This window comes from Fictibacillus sp. WQ 8-8, from assembly GCF_024494405.1.
Taxonomy (GTDB): Bacteria; Bacillota; Bacilli; order Bacillales; family Fictibacillaceae; genus Fictibacillus_C; species Fictibacillus_C marinisediminis.
The window spans coordinates 195,453-219,205 of sequence record NZ_JAMXKG010000007.1; the positions used below are offsets into that span (position 1 = coordinate 195,453).

Annotated in this window: 21 protein-coding genes and 1 pseudogene; 19 read left to right on the top strand and 3 right to left on the bottom strand. The window is 44.1% G+C overall.

Going from position 1 to position 23,753, the window contains the following annotated elements; genetic code table 11:
• The first annotated feature begins 6 nt into the window (after positions 1-6).
• Genes M1K46_RS17070 through M1K46_RS17090 form a run of 5 tightly spaced genes read left to right on the top strand, consistent with a single transcriptional unit; the run spans position 7 to position 5,130 of the window.
• The gene (locus tag M1K46_RS17070; protein ID WP_091005811.1) at positions 7-759 is read left to right on the top strand and encodes a 2-phosphosulfolactate phosphatase; all 753 of its coding nucleotides are present in this window, start codon (positions 7-9) and stop codon (positions 757-759) included.
• 23 nt (positions 760-782) lie between these two features.
• Positions 783-2,558: an acyl-CoA dehydrogenase family protein gene (locus M1K46_RS17075; RefSeq protein ID WP_062232254.1), complete on the top strand. Its 1,776-nt coding sequence runs from the start codon at positions 783-785 to the stop codon at positions 2,556-2,558.
• 12 nt (positions 2,559-2,570) lie between these two features.
• Complete coding sequence (locus M1K46_RS17080) at positions 2,571-3,347, top strand: SDR family NAD(P)-dependent oxidoreductase (protein WP_256226961.1); 777 nt, start codon at positions 2,571-2,573, stop codon at positions 3,345-3,347.
• A gap of 18 nt (positions 3,348-3,365) precedes the next feature.
• On the top strand, positions 3,366-4,145 hold the full coding sequence (locus M1K46_RS17085; RefSeq protein WP_062232258.1) for an enoyl-CoA hydratase/isomerase family protein: 780 nt from the start codon (positions 3,366-3,368) through the stop codon (positions 4,143-4,145).
• Between the two features lie 10 nt (positions 4,146-4,155).
• Positions 4,156-5,130, top strand: a complete 975-nt coding sequence (locus M1K46_RS17090; protein ID WP_256226962.1) for a quinone oxidoreductase family protein — start codon at positions 4,156-4,158, stop codon at positions 5,128-5,130.
• A gap of 234 nt (positions 5,131-5,364) precedes the next feature.
• On the opposite strand, the gene M1K46_RS17095 is transcribed toward M1K46_RS17090, so the two are convergent.
• Positions 5,365-6,897: a PucR family transcriptional regulator gene (locus M1K46_RS17095; RefSeq protein ID WP_256226963.1), complete on the bottom strand. Its 1,533-nt coding sequence runs from the start codon at positions 6,895-6,897 to the stop codon at positions 5,365-5,367.
• Between the two features lie 344 nt (positions 6,898-7,241).
• Here M1K46_RS17095 and M1K46_RS17100 point away from each other — a divergent pair, with 344 nt between their 5' ends.
• The 8 genes and pseudogenes from M1K46_RS17100 (at position 7,242) to M1K46_RS17130 (ending at position 16,841) form a co-directional block, all read left to right on the top strand.
• On the top strand, positions 7,242-9,341 hold the full coding sequence (locus M1K46_RS17100; protein WP_256226964.1) for a hydantoinase/oxoprolinase family protein: 2,100 nt from the start codon (positions 7,242-7,244) through the stop codon (positions 9,339-9,341).
• Entirely contained in the window at positions 9,338-11,113 is a 1,776-nt protein-coding gene (locus M1K46_RS17105; protein WP_256226965.1) for a hydantoinase B/oxoprolinase family protein, read from the top strand. The genes M1K46_RS17100 and M1K46_RS17105 overlap by 4 nt, the downstream gene beginning before the upstream one ends.
• A gap of 169 nt (positions 11,114-11,282) precedes the next feature.
• Positions 11,283-13,271 (top strand): FAD-dependent oxidoreductase, encoded by a 1,989-nt coding sequence (locus M1K46_RS17110; protein WP_256226966.1) that lies wholly within the window; start codon positions 11,283-11,285, stop codon positions 13,269-13,271.
• 328 nt (positions 13,272-13,599) lie between these two features.
• Complete coding sequence (locus tag M1K46_RS17115; RefSeq protein ID WP_256226967.1) at positions 13,600-14,787, top strand: CaiB/BaiF CoA transferase family protein; 1,188 nt, start codon at positions 13,600-13,602, stop codon at positions 14,785-14,787.
• A 16-nt stretch (positions 14,788-14,803) separates the two neighbouring features.
• A complete protein-coding gene (locus M1K46_RS17120) occupies positions 14,804-16,009 on the top strand; it encodes an acyl-CoA dehydrogenase family protein (RefSeq protein ID WP_256227002.1) in 1,206 nt (401 codons plus the stop codon).
• Positions 16,010-16,099: 90 nt separating this feature from the next.
• On the top strand, positions 16,100-16,417 hold the full coding sequence (locus M1K46_RS17125) for a DUF3870 domain-containing protein (protein WP_256226968.1): 318 nt from the start codon (positions 16,100-16,102) through the stop codon (positions 16,415-16,417).
• Between the two features lie 144 nt (positions 16,418-16,561).
• Positions 16,562-16,691, top strand: a pseudogene (locus tag M1K46_RS25875) (phosphotriesterase family protein); the annotation flags it as partial.
• A gap of 3 nt (positions 16,692-16,694) precedes the next feature.
• A complete protein-coding gene (locus M1K46_RS17130; protein WP_256226969.1) occupies positions 16,695-16,841 on the top strand; it encodes a hypothetical protein in 147 nt (48 codons plus the stop codon).
• Between the two features lie 40 nt (positions 16,842-16,881).
• Here M1K46_RS17130 and M1K46_RS17135 read toward each other — a convergent pair whose 3' ends face one another.
• Positions 16,882-18,006, bottom strand: coding sequence for an NAD(P)/FAD-dependent oxidoreductase (locus M1K46_RS17135; protein WP_256226970.1), 1,125 nt, complete (start codon positions 18,004-18,006; stop codon positions 16,882-16,884).
• Positions 18,007-18,150: 144 nt separating this feature from the next.
• Here M1K46_RS17135 and M1K46_RS17140 point away from each other — a divergent pair, with 144 nt between their 5' ends.
• A complete protein-coding gene (locus M1K46_RS17140; RefSeq protein WP_062232264.1) occupies positions 18,151-18,870 on the top strand; it encodes a YebC/PmpR family DNA-binding transcriptional regulator in 720 nt (239 codons plus the stop codon).
• Positions 18,871-18,925: 55 nt separating this feature from the next.
• Here M1K46_RS17140 and M1K46_RS17145 read toward each other — a convergent pair whose 3' ends face one another.
• Entirely contained in the window at positions 18,926-19,444 is a 519-nt protein-coding gene (locus M1K46_RS17145; protein WP_256226971.1) for a DoxX family membrane protein, read from the bottom strand.
• Positions 19,445-19,714: 270 nt separating this feature from the next.
• On the opposite strand from M1K46_RS17145, the gene M1K46_RS17150 reads away from it, so the two are divergent.
• The 5 genes from M1K46_RS17150 to M1K46_RS17170 all read left to right on the top strand — a co-directional run bounded on the left by M1K46_RS17150 (position 19,715) and on the right by M1K46_RS17170 (position 23,537).
• On the top strand, positions 19,715-19,897 hold the full coding sequence (locus tag M1K46_RS17150) for a hypothetical protein (RefSeq protein WP_053354213.1): 183 nt from the start codon (positions 19,715-19,717) through the stop codon (positions 19,895-19,897).
• Positions 19,881-21,020, top strand: coding sequence for a stage II sporulation protein P (locus M1K46_RS17155; RefSeq protein WP_256226972.1), 1,140 nt, complete (start codon positions 19,881-19,883; stop codon positions 21,018-21,020). Before M1K46_RS17150 ends, M1K46_RS17155 begins: the two co-directional genes overlap by 17 nt.
• Before the next feature lie 61 nt (positions 21,021-21,081).
• A complete protein-coding gene (locus M1K46_RS17160) occupies positions 21,082-21,573 on the top strand; it encodes a DinB family protein (RefSeq protein ID WP_053354211.1) in 492 nt (163 codons plus the stop codon).
• Positions 21,574-21,852: 279 nt separating this feature from the next.
• Complete coding sequence (locus tag M1K46_RS17165; RefSeq protein ID WP_256226973.1) at positions 21,853-22,266, top strand: hypothetical protein; 414 nt, start codon at positions 21,853-21,855, stop codon at positions 22,264-22,266.
• On the top strand, positions 22,263-23,537 hold the full coding sequence (locus tag M1K46_RS17170) for an ammonium transporter (RefSeq protein WP_256226974.1): 1,275 nt from the start codon (positions 22,263-22,265) through the stop codon (positions 23,535-23,537). Before M1K46_RS17165 ends, M1K46_RS17170 begins: the two co-directional genes overlap by 4 nt.
• Positions 23,538-23,753 lie beyond the last annotated feature (216 nt).

Consider the following 23,753-nt stretch of genomic DNA (forward strand, 5'->3'; position numbering starts at 1 on the left):
GAAGAGATGAAAGTCCATTTGCTTTTGAAAAAGGAAGAGATCCATTCTGAAAAGATGGCTGAAAATAACAAGATTGCCGTGGTACTTGATGTCTTGTTGGCGACCACGACCATCGTATCTGCGTTGTATCAAAGAGCAAAAGATGTAATTCCTGTGAAAGACCACAAAGAAGCGCGGGAGTTATCAAAAATGTTCCAAAAGGGAGATTACCTTCTGGCCGGAGAGCTGCATGCCAAACCAATTGACGGTTTTCTATATCCGAGCCCTTTATTGCTCAGCCGCCAAGTCCAGGGAAAAACACTTATCTTATCCACGACGAACGGCACAGTGGCTCTTCGAAAAACAGCAGGGGCACAAAAAGTATATATTTCTTCTTTACTGAATAATACAGCGACTGCTAAGGCTTTGTTACATCACAATAGTTCGAGTACGATCGTTATCATCTGCTCCGGCAATTCCGGAGAGGTGAGCCTCGAGGATGTATATGGAGCAGGACATCTCATTACGGCGTTAGTTGAGCTGGGTGGAGAACCGCTGCAGCTGAGTGACGCTGCCCAAACGGCCTACTATCTGTATAAAGGAAACAGACAGAATGCTTATCAGGTTCTTCAGTCGTCCTATGTTGGAAATTTATTTGCCAGATACGGCTTATTTGACGACTTGGATTTTGCCTCTGCTGTCGATGCAGCCCCTGTTGTTGCGGTGCTGAAGGATGGGAAAGCCACCATTGAACAAGCGCACGCCCAACAGCAATCTTAAACACAGAAAGGGAGGGAATTTTCATGGCACAAACCGGTACGAGAGTGAAAGGCTCCGGATTTTTATTTTCATCCATAGATTTGGAGCACTTGTTTACCCCGGAGGATTTCACTGAAGAACATGTGATGATCAAGGCAACGGCCAGGCAATTTATTGAAAAAGAAGTCGGACCTTATCGTGAAAACATCGAGAGCCAGGATTTTAAACGGATTGTTTCTTTATTAAAAAAAGCAGGGGAGCTTGGCCTTTTGGCTCACAGTATTCCTGAACAATACGGCGGGCTTGGCCTCGATAAGATCAGCAAGGGCATCGTCGGTGAGATGGTCGGCCCTTCAAGCGGATACGGCGTAGCGCATTCCAATCATACGTGTATCGCCACACTGCCAATCACCTATTTCGGTACACCAGACCAAAAGAAAAAATACCTTCCGAAAATGGCATCAGGTGAATTCCTAGGTGCCTATTGTCTGACAGAACCGAATGCCGGCTCAGATGCCTTGGCCGCGCAAACGACAGCAGTCCTGAACGAGGAAGGCACTCATTATGTTTTAAACGGTACAAAAATCTATATTACCAACGCTGTTTTTTCAGACACCTTTATCGTGTATGCCAAAGTGGATGGATCGAAATTTACAGCTTTTATTGTTGAAAAGGATTTTCCAGGCTTAGCACTTGGACCCGAAGAAAATAAAATGGGGATCAAAGGTTCATCGACCCGGTCGGTTATTCTTGAAGATTGTCTCGTACCCGTGGAAAACCTGCTTGGCGATATCGGAAAAGGCCATGTTATCGCCTTAAATGTCCTGAACCTTGGAAGATTTAATCTCGGATCCGCCACCATGGGAGCTGCAAAATACGGGTACCAGAAAGCGGTACAGTTTATTCAGGAACGTAAACAATTTAAGCAGCGGATCGCTGACTTTCCAGCTACGAAAGAAAAAATCTCCAAACTGGCTGCCCGCCTGTATGCGGCAGAATCTCTCCAGTACCGGACGGCAAGCTTAATTGAAGATGCTCTTCGAGATCTGAATGATTCTTCTGATTTGAAAACTGTAGGAACACGGTTGAGTGAATACTCCACAGAATGTGCGATCTGTAAAGTCTATGGATCGGAAACATTGGATTATATCGCTGATGAAGCGCTTCAGCTGCATGGCGGTGCAGGATTTATAAAAGAATACGGGATTGAACAGATGTACAGAGACTCAAGGATCAACCGTATCTTTGAAGGTACGAACGAAATTAACCGGCTGCTCATTCCAACCCACCTTTTTAGAAAGGCAATAAAAGGGGAGATCGACCTTCAAACCTCTATCCAAGGTGCAGTCCGGTCCTTGCAGCAGGCGAAGGAACAAGGCACCTCCCTTATGGCTGCAGAACGGCACGCTATAGAAACCATACGCCATCTGTTCCTTCTCTCTGCAGGTATAGCCTATGAAGCATTTGGTGATGGACTGATTCAGGAACAGGAGGCTTTAATGGCACTCGCTGATTTAGCCATAAACCTTTATGCAGCTGAATCTTCTGTATTCCGTACTTTGAAAGCCGTCAAGAAAAGCGGGGCTGAAAAGGCAGCCCTCAAAACAGCCCTGACCCACACGATATTAGAAGACAGTCTGTGGGAAGCTGAAATGCTGGCACGCAAGCTTGTCCACGAACTGACGGATGGTGAGAAAACAAATCAGCTTGTATTGTTGATCACGCAATCTTGTAACTGCTGTCATCAATTTGGGAAAAGTGTCGCTAGAAACCGCATGATCGCAGAGAAACAATATGAAGCAAATACTTTTATTTGCTAAAGGAGCAGGGTTATGAAGTTCACGCACTCTATTGCCCTAATCACCGGAGCCGGCAGCGGAATAGGGCAAGCCGCTGCAATCAAACTGGCGAAAGAGGGAGCCAAAGTGATTTTAGTCGGCCGGACAAAGTCTAAACTGGAAAACACGTCGGCAGAGATCAGCAAAATTCCCAATGCTCAGGCAGCGGGAATTTTCACAGCAGATGTAACGAGTGAAAAAGAAGTTAAGGGATTGGCAGAACACGTCCAATCGCAATTTGGTGAGCTGCACGTGCTGATCAATAATGCAGGTGGCAGCTCCCAAACAAGAATCATGGAAACTGCTGCCAGTGAATGGGATCACGTACAAAGCGCCAACTTAAAGAGCGTGTTTCTCGTTTCTCGTATGCTAGGAAAAATCATGATTGATGGTGCCAAAAAAGAAACAAAACGGCAGAACCGGGCCATTGTTAATGTAGCCTCCCTTTCCGGACATCAGGCAGGTGCCCATATTCCGCATTACAGTGCTGCAAAAGCCGGTGTCATCAATTTTACGAGAGCACTTGCCTTGGAACTATCCCCTTATTGCATCCGGGTCAACTCTGTTTCTCCCGGTTTTATTGAAACACCGCTCACAGAAGAAGGCCTTGAGAATGAACAATTTGTAAGAGCCATCAAAAAAAATACCGCATTAAAAAGGGTCGGCAAGCCGGAGGAGATCGCCAATATTATATCTTTTCTAGCATCGAGTGAAGCTTCTTATATGACAGGGTCAGACGTACTAGCTGACGGCGGCTGGCTCATTATGTAATTAAAGGAGGAGAAAATAATGAATCAAGAACACCTTTTAGTAGAATTCGAGGGTCCGATAATGATCCTCACCTTAAACAGACCGGAGAGTTTAAATTCCTTCAGCGAGGAAATGATCACCGGGTTGACCGATGCATGCGCTGAAGCACAAAACCGAGAAGATATAAAAGTCATCGTGCTCAAGGGAGCTGGTCGCTCTTTCAGTGCAGGCGGTGATGTCAAAACGATGGGGCAGGCGACTTCCAATGATGTGTATCAGCATATCGGCAAACTCAACCGCTGCATCCTGGCGATGAAAGAAACGGAGATTCCGATCATTGCTGCGGTCCACGGATTTGCTGCGGGGGCCGGCTTTAACCTTGCGATGGCCTGCGACTTAATCGTCTCTGCAGAAGACAGCAAATTTGCGCTGAGTTTCTCACAGGTCGGACTGATCTCTGATGGAGGAGGCTCTTACTTCCTGCCTAAGCTCATCGGGCCACATCTAGCAAAACAGTTCTTTTTCAGCGCCGAGCCGATTTCAGCAGAGAGGCTTTACCAACTAGGAGTAATCAATTACCTGGCTCCACTTGAAAGGCTGGAGGCTGAAGTGTTCAAATTGGCTGCTAAACTGGCAAACGGTCCTGTGGCAGCCTTTGGAAAGATGAAAAAACTTATTGATGCTTCCTATCAATCTACCCTTGAAGAGATTCTTGAGCAGGAACGTTTAAACCAGACACTTATGATCTCAACAGAAGATCATCAAGAAGGCATTTCGGCGTTTAAAGAAAAAAGACAGCCCGTGTTTACCGGCAAATAGGAGGATGACGATGAAAGCAGTACGATTTAAAGAATATGGCGGACCGCAAGTGCTGGAGAATGTTGAACTCGACAAACCTGTTCCTAAAGGACATGAAGTACTGATTGAAATCCATGCTGTCGGCGTGAATTATGCAGATACGGCACGCAGAGAAGGCCAATATGTCATTCCTACACCTTTGCCATTTGTTCCTGGAGCTGAAGTCGCAGGGGTCGTTGTTGAAACAGGAGAGAAATCCGCTCACATAAAACCTGGCACAAGGGTCGTGACCTTAATCGAATCCGGTGGCTACGCAGAATATGCGCTGGCTGATGGAAGATTTTTAATACCGATTGATGACCATCTCGATTTTCAGCAGGCTGCCGCATTGCCTCTGCAGGGATTAAGCGCCTACCATATTCTTAAAACGATGGGAAGGCTTGAAGAAGGAGAAACGGTGCTCGTTCATGCGGCAGGCGGAGGAGTCGGAACGATCGCTGTCCAGCTTGCGAAGCTTTTTGGAGCCGGAAAAATCATAGCAACTGCCAGTTCTGAGGACAAGCTGGAACTTGCGCGGCAGATGGGCGCTGATGTGGCGGTCAACTATACGGAGGATGGCTGGGAAAATAAAGTTCTCGAAGCAACAGATGGCAAAGGCGTAGATGTGGCTCTAGAAATGGCAGGAGGCGATGTGTTCCATAAGACACTGAAATGTCTCGCTGTGTTTGGCAGGATTGTTGTTTATGGTGTCGCTAGCGGGGAGCCAAGCAAATTTTATCCTTCAAACCTTATGGGAAAAAATCAATCCGTGATAGGATTTTTCCTTCCGCAGATCATGAGAAGGACTGACCTGTTAAAGCCAAGCCTTCAGGAGCTGTTTACGTATCTGGCTCAAGGCAAGCTGAAACTGACCATCGGTGAAGTTTTCCCTTTAAGAGAGGCTGCACAGGTTCATGACCTCATGCAGTCAAGAAAGACAAAAGGAAAGCTGCTGTTAAAGCCATAATAACAGAGATGAACATACAATTAAAAAAGAAAAATATGCCTCTTCATTAATATAAAAAATAATCCTGGTTTGATTCCATTGAGGGATAGATGAATCGGCACGTTTTTTCCTTATCATGCTTTTCGCCATTCCCCATCTCAGTTATTTTATTGCAATTATTTTGCCAACTTTTGATTTACTAATATTCAATGGCAGCAGAATTTTTAAACCGTTCCTGATTGATTAAAATCTATTCTACATAATCTCTATCTTTGATAAGTCTGGAAGCAAACCCAGCATCCTTGCGGCTTGTAAAGAGAACCAAAGTTCGGCAACATCATTGGTGACATTAAGGCGACGGCCTGTCATTTGTTCAATTCTGTTAATTCGGTAGACCAATGTCTGTTTATGGATATGTAATTTTTTTGCGGCACTCTGCCAAGAACGATTCTCACACAAATAAACATATAGTGTCATTGTGAACTCACTGTTATGTTTGATGTCATATGCTAACAGGTCACGAATAACCTGCTTTACTTGTTCTTGAGCTTCACTTCTACTTCGGGGCATGAAGGGCGACACGGGTGACTCTTCGCTATAGTAAACAATAGTTTTTTCATGAGTCTCAGCTTCACGCAATGCCCATAAAGCCTCTTGATACGCTTCTGGTGTACGAGTAGGGCGCCCCAGTGTGTTACTTATGCCTAAGCGTACGTTTGCTGGCAATTCAGCCTGCAAACTAGAAAGTACGTTACTGCTTGCAGAAAGCATAACTAGAAGAAGATTTCCCCGACGGGTTAATAGATGAGGGATGCCTCGTGCATACAACTGGAGATGTAACCATGTATGTTCAAAAGGTTGATCTCCAGCAGCGCAGGCAACGATACACCGTGGTTCTTCTCCGAGTTCATGCTCAGCCAGTAAAAGATAGGCTGCATCGGTTGTAAGTCGTCCATCAATCAAACCTGACATTATCTCAGCACCTAACCGTCGCTGGCGTTCATGCATAGCCGTATTTTTTTCAATTATCAGACCAACGATCGTGGCGATATGAGCTAGTATGAGATTATGAGGGATAATTGTTGAATTACTAATCGCGAGTAGGGTAGCCGGCCGGGATGCAGGAACAGACACTTGTATGACGGTTATTCCACTTCGTTCGATACGGTGTACAGCGGGTGAATGAAGTTTATCGCCGGGAGATATTTTTTCGAATATTTCCTTAATATTGTTGGGCAGCTTGGAATGATAGAATAGTGGTTTTCTGTTAATCGGGTGGACAACATGTAGCGTACAGTTAATAATCTCGCCCAGCATATTGAGTATTTGAGTAGGAGAATGATCCTGAATGGCCTGACGTGCAATTTCGTATATGCGCAGTGTTTGTACCACTCTCGCGTGTTCTTCGTGTGTATTCGCATCAGCCACAGTACGTGTAATGGCAAGCCAAGGGATCTCATAAGCTGTCAACAAAACAGGGAATGCGTTTCGGTCAGCTTCAGACAGTAAACGATTGGTAGACTCAGGAGCGTACATTCCTTCCGCAATTGCTATTCCACTAACTCCTGCACCTATGAGACATTGCAAGTATTCCTCCTGCTTCTGTGCAATTCGCGGAATAGCCAGACCGGTGGTCATGATTAATTCGCCACCATTGAGCCATGGGGTAGGGTCTTGTAATTCACATACGTGTGCCCAAGTGATCTCGCGTTCAAGACCGTTAGAACCAGCGAGAACTTTTGTCTTCAAATGCGGATTATTTACCAGTTGACGAACAGTAATTGTCATAAGCATTCATCCCATCGTATGAAATTAATCATAAAGTTTGTTCATATAGACGTATTGCAACCAAGATAAGATTAACAATATACTGAATATACCGATTATTACGATTATACTAAATAAATCGTAAATTGCTAGTAAATCGTCATGACTCTTGAACGAGTGAGGAGGGTCGGAAGATAACGTTTAATAGGATGATACCTATTGAAGCTGTTGTGGAGTAGAGTAGTTTAGTTCCTTCGGAAGAAACAACCAACTTATGCATGTACTATAACGGGATGATTTCCTAGTTTGACACCATCGTAGGGTTGTAAGCCGAAACAGGAACCAATGAAGAAGGAGGAAGACATATGTTACGAGTGGGAATTGATGTTGGTGGAACCTTTACTGATCTTTTTGCCTGGGATGAAGAAGGAGCAGAATCTGAGCGTGTACGCACAGCAAAGGTACTTTCGACGCCAAATGATCCTGTAATCGGATTTATGAATGCGCTTTCAGAAGCGGAGATTAAGCCTTCTGAAATTGGAACGATTATTCATGGAACGACCATCGGAACAAACGCCTTAATCGAACGCAAGTATCCTGAACCTGCGTTAGTGACGACTGCAGGTTTCCGAGACACACTCGAAATAGGACGCCAGCGTCGCCGTCACCTCTACGATCCGTATCAAGTTAAATCTCAGCCGCTGATTAGCCGCAGCCGTCGTTTCACTGTTAGCGAAAAGCTAGGAGCGGACGGGACGACTGTAAAACCTCTTGGTCGGGACGAAGCACGCAGAGTAGCTGAAAAAATTGCTAAACTCGGCATCAAGAACGTAGCTATCGCGTTTATTAACTCCTATGTAAATGGTCGGCATGAGCAAGAGATGCGCGATATCATACTGGAAGTGATTCCAGACGCACGTGTTGCTCTGTCCTCTGAAACACGCCCTAAGATTCGCGAACTGGGTCGCTTTGTCACGACCGCGATACGCGCTTCATTGTTCCCTGTTGTGAGCGACTACTTTACTAGATTAGAAGCACGCCTGGCTGAAGCTGGCTCAACCGCCCCGCTTTTCATAGTCAAGAGCAATGGTGGGATGATGCGAAGTTCTACTGCCAAAGAACGTCCAGAGGAATTGATTGGGTCGGGACCCGCTGGAGGAGTTGCAGCAGGAGGCTTTCTGAGTACTTTACTTAACACGCAGAACATGATTGTTACTGACGTTGGAGGCACCAGTTTTGAGGCATGTCTCATGGAGAATGGCCGCGGTCTGGTAACAGACGAATATGAACTTGAGTGGGAGATGCCGATAATCACTCCCATGCTTGATATCCGCAGTATTGGTGCGGGTGGTGGCTCTATTGCATGGATTGATCAGGGCGGATCGTTACGCGTTGGTCCACAAAGTGCCGGAGCCGATCCTGGGCCAGCCTGCTATGGTCGCGGTGGCACCCGCCCAACAGTGACAGATGCAAACCTTGTGCTTGGGCGCTTAAACCAAACGTTGAGCGGCAAATTCCAGCTTGATTACGATGCAGCTGTGACCGCCATAAATAGCATTGCAGAGCCACTGGGTCTATCCGTTCTCGATTGCGCTGAAGGCATCCTTGAGATTGTCTGTGAGAATATGGCAGGTGCAATTCGTATGGTTTCGACCGATCGCGGTCGTGATCCACGTGATCAGACGCTTGTTGCCTTTGGAGGCGCCGGCGGGCTACATGCCTTTAATATTGCTCGTGCAGCAGGTATTAATCGTATCCTGGTACCCCCGTTTGCTGGAGTTGCGTGCGCCTTTGGAGCCACAACAATGGAGGTACGCCACGACCTTGAAGCGACCTTTTATGCGCCGGCCGCAGGTCTTGATTCGAGTAAATTGACACTTGCCTTCAACAAGCTCGAACAAGAGTGTAACGAATTGCTCGAGAATGACGGAATTAAATCTGAGCAGATGACGTTTGAGCGTAACGCCCTGATGCGCTATATTGGACAATCCTATGAAGTGACTACACCTGTTCCAAGCGGTGATATTGATGAGGCTATAGTGGCCGATGTAGTTGATGCCTTCCACAGGGAGCACAAGCGTGAATATGGAGTCTCTTCAGAATCCTTCCCCGTTGCTTTTGTCACCTTACGAGTTACGGGATATGGACAAATAGCCAAACCAGAGGCCAGTGATCTCGAAGCATCATTGGGGACGAACAATCAAAAAGGTGACGAAGTCAAAGAACAACGCAAGGTCTACTTTGGAGGACAGTACTATATGGTGGAAGTTTACGATCCAGCCCATCTCAGTAGTGGCCAGCTAATTCAAGGACCAGCCATTATTGAACAGCCTGACAGTGAGATCGTACTTCCACATCATGCATTGGCTAAGGTCGACAAGTTTGGCAACATTATTATCACTAACGACGAGAAAGTAGACCAGTATGGCAAAATCCTTGTTACTACAGAGGAGGGTGTAAAATGACCACTATCAAAACAGACACCGTAAAGCGTCAGCTAGATCCCATTACCTTTGAAGTTCTGCGGCGATCGTTTGAATACACCTGTGAACGAATGAGCCTGGTGTTGCAAAAGGCATCATTCTCGCCAATTATTTATGACATGGTGGATTACTCCAACGCTATTTTTGACCCGGACGTCAATTTAATTGGTCAGACAGCTAACTGTCCGGTTCATATTGCCGCCATGCACTTTAGCGCACGTGCCTCACTCAAACGATATCCAATAGAAGAGCTAGGTCCCGATGATGTCATCATCCTGAACGATCCTTATGATGGAGGCACTCATACTCCTGATGTCACCATGACTATGCCTGTGTTCTATGACGGCATTTTGCTTGGCTTTGCAGTCAGCCGAGCCCACTGGACTGATGTCGGTGGTGGTTTTGACACCCACATTGCCGGGGAAGGTCTACGTCTGCCTCCGTTGATGCTCTACAAGGAAGGCAAACCTAATACAGAACTTATTGAAATTATCAAGAATAGCACACGGACACCTCAGTACATTGAGGGTGACATCCAGGCGCAACTAGGTGCTCTGCGGGCCGCCCGCGATGAATTTATGCGACTCGCAGACAAGTACGGAACGGATGTTTTAAGGCAAGGGATGCGAGAAGTTCTCGACTACACTCAGGAGATGACCAAAGAAGCAATTAACCGAATTCCCGATGGTGAGTACGAGGCGAGCGATTATATCGACAGCGATGGATTCACCGATAATCCTGTCCAACTACGTGTCAAAATCACTGTTGCTGGAGATCGGATCGGGGTTGATTTTACAGGAAGTGATCCCATCGCAATTGGTCCAATTAACTCTCCTTACGCTAACACGGCCTCGGCGGTTTACTATTCTTTAAAGTTCTTTCTCAATCCTGAGGCACCAGCAAATGCAGGGATGTACAGACAGATCGATTTGACTATTCCTGAGAATACCTGGCTCAATCCCCACTGGCCATCACCGACACTTGGATGCACAACCGTAGCCTCTTCAAAGATCACCGCAGCCATCTGGATGGCACTGGCCAAGGCGATTCCTGAACGCATTGTGGCTCCAACTTGTTCTGATGCGAACTGGTATGTGGCAAGTGCCGCTGATCCGGCGACAGGTGATTTGCATATCTTTACTGATTTGCCTGCCGGGGGATGGGGTGGAACACCCACTCACGACGGAATGCATGTAACAATGGACCCTCTCGGAAACTGTCAGAATCTCCCTGCTGAGATAGCTGAACTCCTATTTCCTATACGATACAATTCGTTTGAAATGCGGACTGACTCAGCTGGGGCCGGACGCTATCGTGGTGGTGTAGGCGTACATGTTGAAGTAGAGTTCCTTGGGCGTGGCGAGATGATCTGGATGGAGTGCTCCCGAACCCGCAAAGGCTCGCCAGGAGTTAACGGGGGACTACACTCAGCACAGCAAAGACAGCTGCGGAAAACTCGCCAAGGTGAGTTAGAAACGATTGGTGGATTAGCAGATGACGGGACATGGCATCCTCAAATGCTAGGGGGCATTCAATTTCAACCAGGTGAATCGTTTGTCTTCGAGAGCACTGGTGGTGGCGGCTGGGGCGATCCCCTGAGCCGTGACCCGGAACTTGTGGCGCAAGATGTTCGTGAAGAGATCGTTTCAAGGGCACAAGCAAGTAATCTCTACGGTGTGGTGCTTACCGACGATCTTAAACTCGATCAGGTGGCAACTAGAGCAAAACGTACAGAAGCACGTAATAAACAATAGCTAATGGATCGACTGATAGAGAATGGAATATCAAAAAAGATTGAGGGAGTGGGATCACAGCCTACTTCCTTTTTCATTCATTGGCTACCAGCTTAGTTTTTGTTTGCTGCATCAAAGTGAAGTATTTGTTACCACCTATCCGTGGTTATACACGAAGGAGGAATTTGTGATGACAAATTTCAAGAACCTATTTAGTCGTGTTGAAATTGGGAACTTAGAACTTAAAAACAGAGTTATGACTACAGCTCACCAAACAAATCATGTGAAAAATGGCATCCCAACTTCGGAAATGGGAGCCTACCATGAAGCACGTGCTAAAGGAGGAGCGGGTCTTATTATTCTTGAGGCAGCTGCTGTGCACACGTCAGGCATGCTGACCACTAAAACAATTGCGGGTTACGATCCACACGTAGTAGCTGCATATTCCAAAATCTCCAAGCAAGTACAACAATACGGGGCAAAAGTATTCGCCCAGTTGTTTCACGGGGGAAGAGAAGTGATATCGAGCGAATACCGTAATGCTGCATGGTCTCCTTCTGCTGAACCTAGTTTGCGTTTTGGGGCTATGCCCAAGCCAATGAGCCTTGAGGAAATCGAGGAAGTTATTAATGGATTTGCAATATCGGCCAAATTAGCCAAAGACGGTGGGCTTGATGGGGTGGAAGTTTGCTGTTCCCACGGCTACCTACCATCACAATTTTGGTCTAGTCATACCAATTATCGAACGGACCAATATGGCGGATCCTTTGAGAATCGCATGCGCTTTATTATAGAAGTATTGGAACGCGTGTGGCTGGCAGTAGGAGAAGACTACACGGTGGGAATCCGGATGAGCTCCGACGAAATGACCATGGACGGAACGACAATAACAGATGCTGTAAAGATTGTGGAATATTTGGTGGATCGGGTTCGACTTGACTTCATCAATGTTACAGCTGGGGACTCAAGTACGTATTCTGGTTCCACTCATATTGCACCCCCATCCCCTGTAAAGCATGCCTATCTGTCCTCTCATGGGTTTAAAATTCGAATGGCAGGTGCAGTTCCTGTCTTCATTGGATCGCGTATTATTGACCCTGTGGAAGCGGAGAAAATTGTGGCAACCGGAAAAGCTGATGTCATAGGGATGACTCGGGCGTTGATTGTTGATCCCGATATGCCGAATAAGGCCGTCAGGGGGGACGTTCAAGCCATTGACGCTTGTATAGGTTGTCTTCAGGCATGTATCGGCCATTATCATAAAGGGCTTACTATTGGATGCGTACAAAATCCGATCGCTGGTAAAGAGGAGGAGTTACTTCCGCTTATCGAGCGTTCAAGATCAAAACAGCGTGTCGTCGTCATAGGAGCAGGACCGGCAGGGCTGCAAGCCGCTCTCACGGCCGATGCGCAGGGACATGATGTTACTCTGGTAGATCAACACAAGGAGATTGGTGGACTATTGCGCATAATGCGTCGAGCTCCCATGCGCCGGGAATTGGCGGAAACCATGCTGGATAATTATTTACGAAAGTTATCAGCAAGTAATGTAGATATCCGGCTGGGGCAAAGAGTTACCACAGAGAATCTAACTGAGCTTAAACCTGAAGCTATTATTTGTGCAGTGGGTTCCAGACCTTATCTGCCGCACGTAGAAGGTATCAATGATTCCCGTGTCATATTGGTTGACAATCTTTTTAGCGGGAAACCTGAAGCGATTGGATCTCGATTGTTCGTATTTGATTTTGGTGGAGACTGGCCGGCAATTGAAGCGGCTATATTCTTAGCAGAAAAAGGTCATAAAGTAACACTGATCACCTCTAAGCTTCATATCGGGCAAGAGGTTCATCAGTATCTTCGAAATGAATATTTGAAGAAACTGTATCAACTAAAAGTACATCTCCGGCCACATTTTGATTTTGGGGGAATTCGTAACGACCATGTAATCATCCGAAATCTATTTACGCATGATACAGAAGAGATAGAAGACTGGGATAACGTTATCTTATCATTAGGTCGTGTCCCCAATATTGAGCTATATGAACAAGTTAAAGGCATAACCCCGTTTGTAGAACAGATAGGGGATTGCCTGGCACCCCGTACCTTGGAAGAAGCCACCTATGAGGGGATGTTATCTGCTTTAAATGTAGGTGTCAGAGAAATTAAAATGCAAGTATAAGCCAATATGTTATAGAAATTATGTGCAATAAAACGGTCAGTTCTATTATTAGCCTTTAATTGTAATTAATAAAAATTCCAAGAAAGATTGAAAAATTCTGAATATTTAACTATGATAATAATATCAATCCGATGACAGTAATAAGCCCTGCTGCATAACCGGTTTGTTTTATAGTGAAAATCAGAGAATTGACTTTGTTCACTTGATCTTCTTTTGCAGGAAGACAAGCCTTGGATAAGAGTCAGTAAAACCTTCAATGTATAGAGACATTGTTTGTTTTTGCTGACTCTCTTTTTATGTACCCAAAAGACAAGAAAGAGGTGATTCAATGGGAATGGCTCTGGAAGGCATTAAAATCATTGATTTATCCCGTGTATTAGCAGGTCCTTTTTGTACGATGATTCTTGGTGATTTGGGAGCAGAAATCATCAAAATTGAACACCATGAATCGGGCGATGAAACCAGGTCATGGGGTCCCCCGTTTACGAGCGGGGAGAGTGCGTACTATCTGTGTGCGAACAGAAATAAACAAAGCATCACACTTAATTTAAAATCTGAAAAAGGAAAAGAAATTTTTACTAATCTAGTATCTTCTGGAGATGTAGTCGTACAAAATTTCAAAACAGGAACGTTAGACAAGATGGGTCTGGGTTTCGAGCAACTGAAAGCCAGTAATCCTAAATTAATTATGGCCTCTATTACAGGTTTTGGTTTAAACGGTCCTTACAAGGATTTACCTGGGTATGATTACATTATTCAGGCAATGAGCGGACTAATGAGCATCACTGGTGAAACGGAGGGCAGTCCAGTCAAGGTAGGAGTTGCAATTGCGGATGTGTTAACGGGTTTATATACCTGCATAGGGATTTTAACAGCTGTGTACCATCGTGAAAGAACTGGTGAGGGTCAAGAAATTGATATTTCTTTAATGGATTGCCAGGTCTCTTCATTAATTAATGTTGCAAGTAATTATTTATGCAGCGGAGTTGATCCTGTGAGAATGGGAAATCAACATCCAAATATTGTGCCGTATCAAGTGTTTCCTGCAAAGGACGGTGAACTTGTAGTTGCGGTTGGTAACGACAATCAGTTTCGCAGGTTCACTAAAATATTGGAACGGCCGGATTTAGCGAATATGAAGGAATTTTCAACTAATGAAGCACGGATTCGCAATAAAAAACAGTTGATCACCATATGCGAAGAGCTGTTGATGATGAAGACAAGAAAAGAATGGAAAGAACAGTTTGATAGAGAAGGGATTCCAAGCGGCCCTATTAACACCATTAAAGAAATGTTTGAGAATCCCCAGGTAAAGGAGCGAGATATGGTGATAGAGATGGATCACCCATCAGTTAAGAATCTAAGATTAACTGGTTCTCCTTTAAAACTTTCAAAAACACCGGTTACGATGAGAAAATATCCCCCATTATATGGGGAGCATACTGACTCTGTTCTGCTCCAGATGGGATACAGTAAAGAAGAAATAGCGGATTTTAAACTAAATAAAATCATTTAGGAGGAACCAAAACATGATGAATTTTGAACTGACAGAGGAACAAAGAAGTGTTCAGAAAGTAGTTAGGAAATTTGTTGACAAAGAAATCTCCCCCTATATTCGGGAATGGGATAAAAATGGTGAGTTTCAGCCATCTATATTAAAGAGATTAGCGGATTTACAGCTTATGGGTGTCTGTATACCTGAGGAATACGGCGGAGTCGGAATGGACTATAATACCTTAGCCATTGTTTGTGATGAATTGGAGCGCGGAGATACAGCATATCGGACGGCTGTTTCTGTACACACTGGGTTGAATAGTATGACTTTATTGCAATGGGGAACAGAAGAACAAAAACAAAAATATCTTGTTCCTCAAGCACAAGGAAGAAAAATTGGCGCATTTGGGCTCACAGAACCGAATGCAGGTTCTGATGTGGCGGCAATGAATTCTACTGCTGTTCGAAATGGAGATCATTATATATTAAATGGTGCTAAAACTTGGATCTCTCTTTGTGACATCGCAGACCATTTTCTTATTTTCGCCAAAACTGATTCCAGTATGGGGCACCAAGGAATCACTCCATTTATTGTGGAACGGACATTTGAAGGAGTAGAAACAAAAGCAATTAAAGGAAAATTAGGCATTCGAGCCGGAAATACCGGAGAAGTGATTTTAAATGATGTTAAAGTTCCTGTTTCCAACAGACTGGGAGAAGAAGGAGAAGGATTTAAAATTGCAATGTCTGCGTTGGACAATGGACGGTTTACGGTAGCGGCTGGTGCTTGTGGACTCATTAACGCAAGTTTGGAGGCCAGTCTAAAATACTGCCATGAAAGGAAAACATTTGGAAAGGAAATCGGCAAGCATCAACTGGTACAGCAAATGATTGCAAAAATGAGCTCGAATCTTGAAATTTCCAGGCTCCTTGTTTATAAAGCTGGCTGGTTGAAAAACGAAGGAGAACGTAATACAAGAGAGACCTCTCTAGCCAAATGGTTTGCTTGTGATGCTGCTTTCGACGCAGCAAATGATGCAGTGCAAATCCATGGCGCATATGGTTACTCTGATGAATACCCTGTTGAGCGTTACTTGAGAAATTCCAAAGCTCCCGTCATTTATGAAGGGACAAGAGAAATTCATACAATCATGCAGGGTGAATACGCCCTAGGTTATAGAAATGATAAGCCGCTTCGTCAAAAGCTGCCTGCATGGCCTTTCGAGCAAGTTTCAGTACATTAATCATTTGAAGAAAACGAAAAATCACCTGCACAACGCTTAAACTGCTATAATTTAGTGTAAAATCCAGCGAAACAAGAAGGGACTGGTTTTATGAATACCTATTTTATAGCAGGGCATGCGAAACTTCCTCAAGGTATGGCGGCAAGGAGTTTATATGATTCAGTAACGATCACATTGGAACTTGACTTTAAATATGGGGTCATCATTGATGCATCTTGTACACTCGCAACAGAGCACGGGAGGGAATATATTCGTCAATTGCTCCGTGGCTATAGTCTGGATGATGGTGTTGATCAGTTTATAGAAAGGATTCAAAAGCATTACCGTGGGAAAGCAAGCCAAGCCATTCAAGCTGCTATTAAGGATGTTTATAACCAGTTTGAGCTGGTTTCAACTTCTAATATTTAATACTAACCAAATAAGGGATCTTGTTATTTTAACCCCGAGGCAGATTGAATTCAGAGAGTCGTTCCCAACAACGGCCAGCGGAAAGATATTGTGAAGAAAGCTTCAGGAAGAAGAAAAATTGTAAGATGAGGCAGTGTCTGGACGATGAATTCAATGGTGGAAACGGTGACAGGTCCTATCTCTGTTAGACATTGATTCATGAGCATTTCATATTTGGCTATCCCGGCTTAACGGAGACGTAACTCTGGGGAGATTTAATGAAGAAGAGGCACTGCTCATGGAGAATTGGACACCTGCTCATCTTTTCCTCAACATCCTGCCTGAATTAAAGGAAAGAGGAGTGACCATTATGCAATTTGAAAAAATGTTTAATGAGAATGCCAAAGGTCTTTTCAGCGGGGTGACAGAGAAAGTCATTTCTTGATAACAGCATGCGAAAAGACAGCGGATATCCGCTGTCTTTTTTATGATAATTGAATGGCATCTTCAACAGGATAGAGGGATAGATCAATATCCAGTTCCATTTCTAACGCCAGTTTAGCAAGCTGCTCTCCGATAAAAGGACCCATCGTTAGCCCTGAAGCACCGAGTCCGTTGGCAAACAGAATTCCTTCCCAGCCAGGCAGTTTCCCAATCACAGGCAGAAATCCTGGAGTGAATGGGCGAAAGCCTGCTCGAGCCTCGGTGAATGAGGCATCAGACAGACCCGGGGCGGTTTCCAATCCTTTATTAAATACTTCATGCAGACCTCCGGCTGTAATACGATGGTCATAGCCATCAGGATCGTTTTCATGAGTCGCCCCGATAATGATGCGGCCATCCTCGAGCGCCAGCACGTATTGATCACTTGGCGGCATCACAACAGGCCAATGACTCGTGTCAGTATCACGAAACTGCAGATGAACGATCTGCGCTTTTTGATACGTTACGTTCATATGGATTCCCAATGGTTCAAACAGCACATTCGCCCACGCCCCTGCACATACGATAACCTTGTCCGCTTCTATCAATTCGCCACCGGCTTTAACACCGGTTACTCTATTTCCGCTGAATAGGAGAGAGGCATCTTCCTTCACCAAGAGAGCTCCATTTTTTTGTGCGCCGCGAAGCAAAGCATCACGAAGAGCACGTCCATCAACCCGTGCCGCGCCGCTCACATGCACGGCACCATAGTCTTCTTTTAGAGCAGGGAACAGAGCTTGAGCTGCCTCAGGAGTCAGGATTTTTATTTCTCCCATTTCAGGTGCTTCTTCTTTCCGTTTCAACGCACGTTCTTCCATCTTCCTCAGTTTTTCATGGTCATGATGCAGGCTGACGGCACCTACACGAGCATAGCCCGTTTCTGTTTCACCATCTGCTCGCAGCTGTTCAATTAAAGCCGGATAAAAGGCTGCGCCGTTTTTAGCCAGTGCATACCATGCTTTATTCCGCCTCTGAGACAGCCATGGGCAGATGATGCCTGCTGCAGCATCTGTAGCTTGCCCTTGGTGTTTCCGGTCGACAACGATGACCTCAGCACCTTTTTTGCTTAAAAGATAAGCGGCAGACGCCCCGAGGATTCCTGCACCGACGATAACATATCTTTGCATTTTTTCAGCATCCTTTACTTGGTTGATCCATTTCTATTATAACCGAATCATTGAATAGAGAAAAAAGTCCATTTTATGTATAATAAGAGGTGTTGAACGGTAAGTTGTGTTATTGAAAATGAAGTTGAAAGAGAGTGGAACATAATGGGACGTAAGTGGAACAACATTAAAGAGAAAAAAGCGTCAAAAGATGCCAATACGAGCCGCATCTACGCTAAATTCGGCCGTGAGATCTACGTGGCGGCAAAGCAGGGAGAACCTGATCCTGAATCCAACCAGGCATTAAAAGTCGTTCTTGAACGTGCAAAAACATACAGTGTGCCTAAAAATATCATCGATCGTGCCATTGAAAAGGCGAAGGGCGGATCGGATGAAACGTATGACGAGCTTCGTTACGAAGGATTCGGCCCAAATGGTTCAATGGTCATCGTTGACGCGCTAACAAATAATGTGAACCGGACGGCTGCGGATGTGCGTGCAGCCTTCACGAAAAATGGCGGGAACATGGGTGTTTCCGGCTCAGTGGCCTATATGTTTGATGCGACAGCCGTATTTGGCATCGAAGATAAAACGGAAGAGGAAGTACTGGAAATCTTAATGGAAGCGGATGTTGACGCCCGTGACATTATTGAAGAAGACGGTTCTGTCATCGTGTATGCAGAGCCTGACCAATTCCATGCTATACAAGAAGCATTCAAGAATGTCGGGATTACCGAATTTGCAGTAGCCGAGCTTACCATGCTGGCACAAAATGACCTGTCCCTTCCTGAAGATGCACAGAATCAATTTGAGAAAATGATCGATGCGATCGAAGACTTGGAAGATGTTCAGCAGGTTTACCACAACGTAGACCTTAGTGAATAAAAAGAAAAAGCAGACCTTCAATTGCAAGGTCTGCTTTTTTGTAATTGTTAAGTATTCAACTATGCACTTTTAGACAAGGAGTATTCGATAATTTCCTTTTCTTGAATTTCAATCCCAGATAGTGAACAACCCAGCGGTCCATACCGATTCGCCCAGCATTTGCTCCTGCAGCCAGAACGATCATACCTGCTAGAACCATTTGCGGGTTGACAGATGTTGTACCGGAGAATAAATATGCAAAGTTCATTGTAAGCCCCATGAGAACCGCTAAACTAGTAAACATACCTAACAGGAGCCCAAGACCTACCAAAAATTCTCCCCAGGGAATGAGCGCATTAAAGATTTCAGCATTCGGCAGAGCGACTTGCCGCAAGAAATCACCCCACCAGGGCTGAACAGCAGGATGATCACCAGAAACTTGCTTAAGAGCCCCCAGCATAAAACCACTGGCATCAAAATGTCCGCCGCTGATTTTTTCCCATCCTGCCTGAACCCACTTAACTCCAAGATACAACCGAAGAAGTGTAAGCACATAAGAGGCTAAACGATTTTCTCTTAACCATTGAATAAACATAGAATTCCTCCTAAACAACAAATGATAACGATTATCATTTTCACATCAAATTTTAACTTGGTCAATGCGAAAATAGTTTCATTACTATACTCTCTGCTTAGTTAAGAAGAACCATTTTATGAAGTAATAAAAATTGTCCGGCCGCATGAATAGCTGCTTTTTCGTTCCAGGCCCGCTTTCGCTTTTCTTTGCATTCTTCCATCTTTTTCAGAATAAAATCTCTCAGATTGAATATAGTTTACTAGAAACGGACGGAAGAAGGTGAATTCTATGAGACTTCAAGCAGTGTACTTTTGGATTCTCATCATGATCTCTACGACAGGGTTCAGTTATCTTTATTTATCATCGCTATTTACTGTTGGGTTCCTTGTTACCGGGCTCATCATGGTGTGTTTAGCCTACATTGCCATTGATCTTAAAGAGGAGGAGGAATGGGATGAGAGACAGCAATAACGGCTTGTTTTCAACGGGTATAAAGGTTTCTCTCCTTAGCATTCTTCTATTCTTTGTAGCGGGATTTATATCATCCGCAGAAATTAAGTTCGAGGTATCTTCGTCCCTTGTTAAAAAGTGGTTTAATAACTTTACAACGGAAGCCTTGGTATATGCCATCGGATCAGAGAATCCTTATTATACGCAGGTACTTCCAAAAGAGAGCAAACCGCCAGCCGCTTCTTCCATCATGCTGCAGCTTATGACCAACCTGAGGCCAGGGGACCCGCGAAGTTTGATCGGAACGGAACTGCCGGGCTTTGCGATCTATGATTCAGAGATTTATATTGCCGGAAAAGGGACAACCTATTCTACATTGCCGATTGAACCGACATTGCCCCTTCAGGAAATTCTAAAGCCGAACGAACCAAATAAAAAGAATGTAAATATCGATAACCCGAATGAAGAGATTCCTCCGCCAAAACTTAAAACAAAAGGACAGGTCGTTTATATTTACCATTCACACAGCTATGAATCATTCAGGCCGATCCTGCAAGGAGGCAAAGTTACAAGTTCCAATCCAAAGACCAACATTATAGCGGTAGGTGACCGGTTAAAACAGGATCTGGAGAGCAGAGGGATTGGCGTAGACCATGACACCACTAACGTAGGGGAAAAGTTAAATGCCAGAAAGTGGACTACCAATCGAGCGTATGCACTGTCACGAGAAACCGTCCAGCATGCCGTCTCACAAGACCGTGATCTATCTTACCTAATTGACATCCATCGTGATTCTCAGCCTAGGAAAATGACAACGATCTCTATCAACAACCAGCCTTATGCGCGATTATGTTTTATCGTTGGAAGGGAACATCCGTCTTTTGAAAAGAACCTTCAGATCGCAGAAGAACTGAACAGTCTTGTAAATAAAAAGTATCCTCATCTCAGCCGGGGGGTCATTATTAAGAATAAATCCCAAGGCAACGGCATCTACAACCAGGATCTTTCGAACAACGCCATGCTGATTGAAATGGGAGGAATCGATAACGACTTCCGTGAACTGTACAGAACCGCAGATGCTTTTGCAGATGTGTTCAGCAGCTTTTACTGGAAGGCAGAGAAGGTAAATGGGAATGCGAATTAGAATATAGTGAGAGGAGCTGTTTCAGCGGCTCTTTTTTTATGAAAGATGAAGGGGGATAATAATGAATCGGATCGAATATGAATGGGTCAAACAGACGAGAGAAATTCTTTTGAAATTTTGTGATGAGCTTCAACCTGAAGATTTCACAAGACACATTGATGGGTTCGGCTTCCAAAGTGTGCGGGATTCACTGCTTCATGTTGCAAACTGCTATCATGGATGGCTCGGTTCCTATATTTTATTGCAGACGAAAACGCCTCTGACACCAAAAGAAAACATTTCAAAAACAAGTTTAGAAGAAATTAAACAGAGATTTATCCAGGCTGATGCCTATGTTGATGATGTCCTTAATGATTTGGATGGGCAGATGGATGAGCTTATCATAAGAGCCATCCCTTGGAGAGAGCATGGAGAACCTATTTCTATTTCAGCTGCACAGCTTCTTCTGCATGTGGTAACACACGAATACCATCATAAAGGCCAAATTATGGCGATGGCCAGACATATGGGTTATGAACCGCCGAATACAGATGTGCTGGGGGTTGGGGATTAATCAAATTTTTAATTATTGTACGAAGAGCATTTTCATTGTATATGAAATGCTCTTTTTTCATGCGTAAAAACCAACATTCCGGCAATCAGATAAATTTAACAATTTCACGTACCGTATTTTAATTATTTAAAAAATAAAAATAATATTTAAAGATCTAAACTCAAAATCTACCTATTTTGACAATTACATCGATATTTTTCAACATTCCATCATTGACTCGCAAGTAACTTATCGATATAATGTCAGAAAATATAACATTGAATTGTAAGGGGTATTTACATGTTAGTACGTGATGAAGTAAATCCAAATATTAACATTCGAATTTCACCATCAGAACTTTTAAAAATGCTGCAATTCATGAAAACAAAAAAAGAACAAGAAATTGAACGGATTAAAAACAAGATTAATAAATACGTCCAAAAGAAAAATGCCGAAGATGCCTTTTATCAATCACTATCCCCTTTTCGAAAATTATTTACAGGCCGTTCTCCCAGCCATCATCAAGCAGTTGAATACATTGCACATGTAAAAGAACCACTTAAACAAATTGATAAATTAAAACAAGGTTTATTTGAGCTGGATCATTCCATCCACGGTCTAAAAGAAGAACCATCAAAAGATGAGATTATCCTTTCACGCTCTATTATTGGGGAAATAAAGATGAATCGGAAATCGGGGAAGGAAACAACATGACCATTCACACACTAAATACAGGGTTAGATACCATTTGGGTTGTCTTGACTGCAGCTATGATTATACTAATGGAGGGTGGTTTCGCTCTATTAGAAGCCGGATTCGTCAGACATAAGAATAACGTAAATATTCTCATGAAGGTATTTGCAGACATTACAATCGGTACCCTTTGTTTTTACCTTATTGGGTTTGGTTTAATGTATGGAAAGGATTTGTCGGGCTTAATTGGAAGTAACGGATTTATGATAAAAGGAGATCTCTCACATTTACACTTTTTAATTTCTGTTGATACCTTTTGGTTATTCCAAGCAGCGTTTGTTATTGCCGTCATTTCCATTGTATCTGGCGCTGTTGCTGAGCGTATTAATTTCCGTGCCTACATTCTTTATGCCGTTATCATGACAACCTTTATTTACCCGGTTGCAGGCCACTGGGTCTGGGGCGAAGGATGGCTCGGAAAGCTTGGAATGCAGGACTTTGCAGGTTCTGCGGTTATTCATGCACTAGGTGGTTTTTCTGCTTTAGCCGCAGCAATATTTATCGGTCCTCGAAAAGGAAAATTCACTCCTCAAGGAGTTAGTACAGTCTCCTTGCCAAGTAATCTTCCCTTAGCATCTGTAGGCGCCTTCTTACTTTGGTTTGGATGGTTTGGTTTTAATGCGGGAAGTACGTTAAGTGCCACTGATGCCAGAATTGGACATATTGCCATTGTAACCATGCTGTCAGCAGCATCAGGCGGTGCAGCAACAATGCTTTATACCCTTTTTCGTTATAAGCGCTCTGATGCCCCTTCGGTTATTAATGGATCATTGGCTGGGTTGGTAGGGATCACAGCAGGATGTGCTTTTGTCAGTGATCCTTTTGCTATCCTTATTGGAGCTGTATCTGGTCTGCTTATGCTTTTCGCCACTTATTGGTTAGAGATCAAAAGGATTGATGATCCTGTAGGCGCGTTTCCCGTTCACGCGGTTTCAGGAATATGGGGAACCATAGCGGTAGGGTTGTTTGCAACAGATAAAGGTCTTATTACGACAGGTAACTGGCACCTGTTAAGCGTTCAGCTTTTAGGATTACTCGTCTTGTGCATATGGGGTTTTGTCTTAACCTGGATGGGACTTAAATTGATTCAATTGTGGATACCTGTCCGCTCGACTGAAGAAGAGGAAGAGGTTGGATTAGATATTAGCTACCACGGTATGGTAGCCGCTTTTCAGGAACAAGAGTTTATCAAATACGAAAGTAATTACCTCCATCATAAAGATGATGATTAATAGAATGAATATTGAACCAAAGGAACATACCCACCTTCATTTTACGTTGCAGGTGGGTTGTTTTTTATTTACATTAATCATATTTATAACCAACAGGTGGGCAGAAGGTATGAAATCCAGCAAAAATAGAAGGCTGCGAACCCCGATTTTATTACTTACGGTAATATTACCTGAATTTTCTTGACATTTGTTGATGAAGTAATGCATAATATTCTT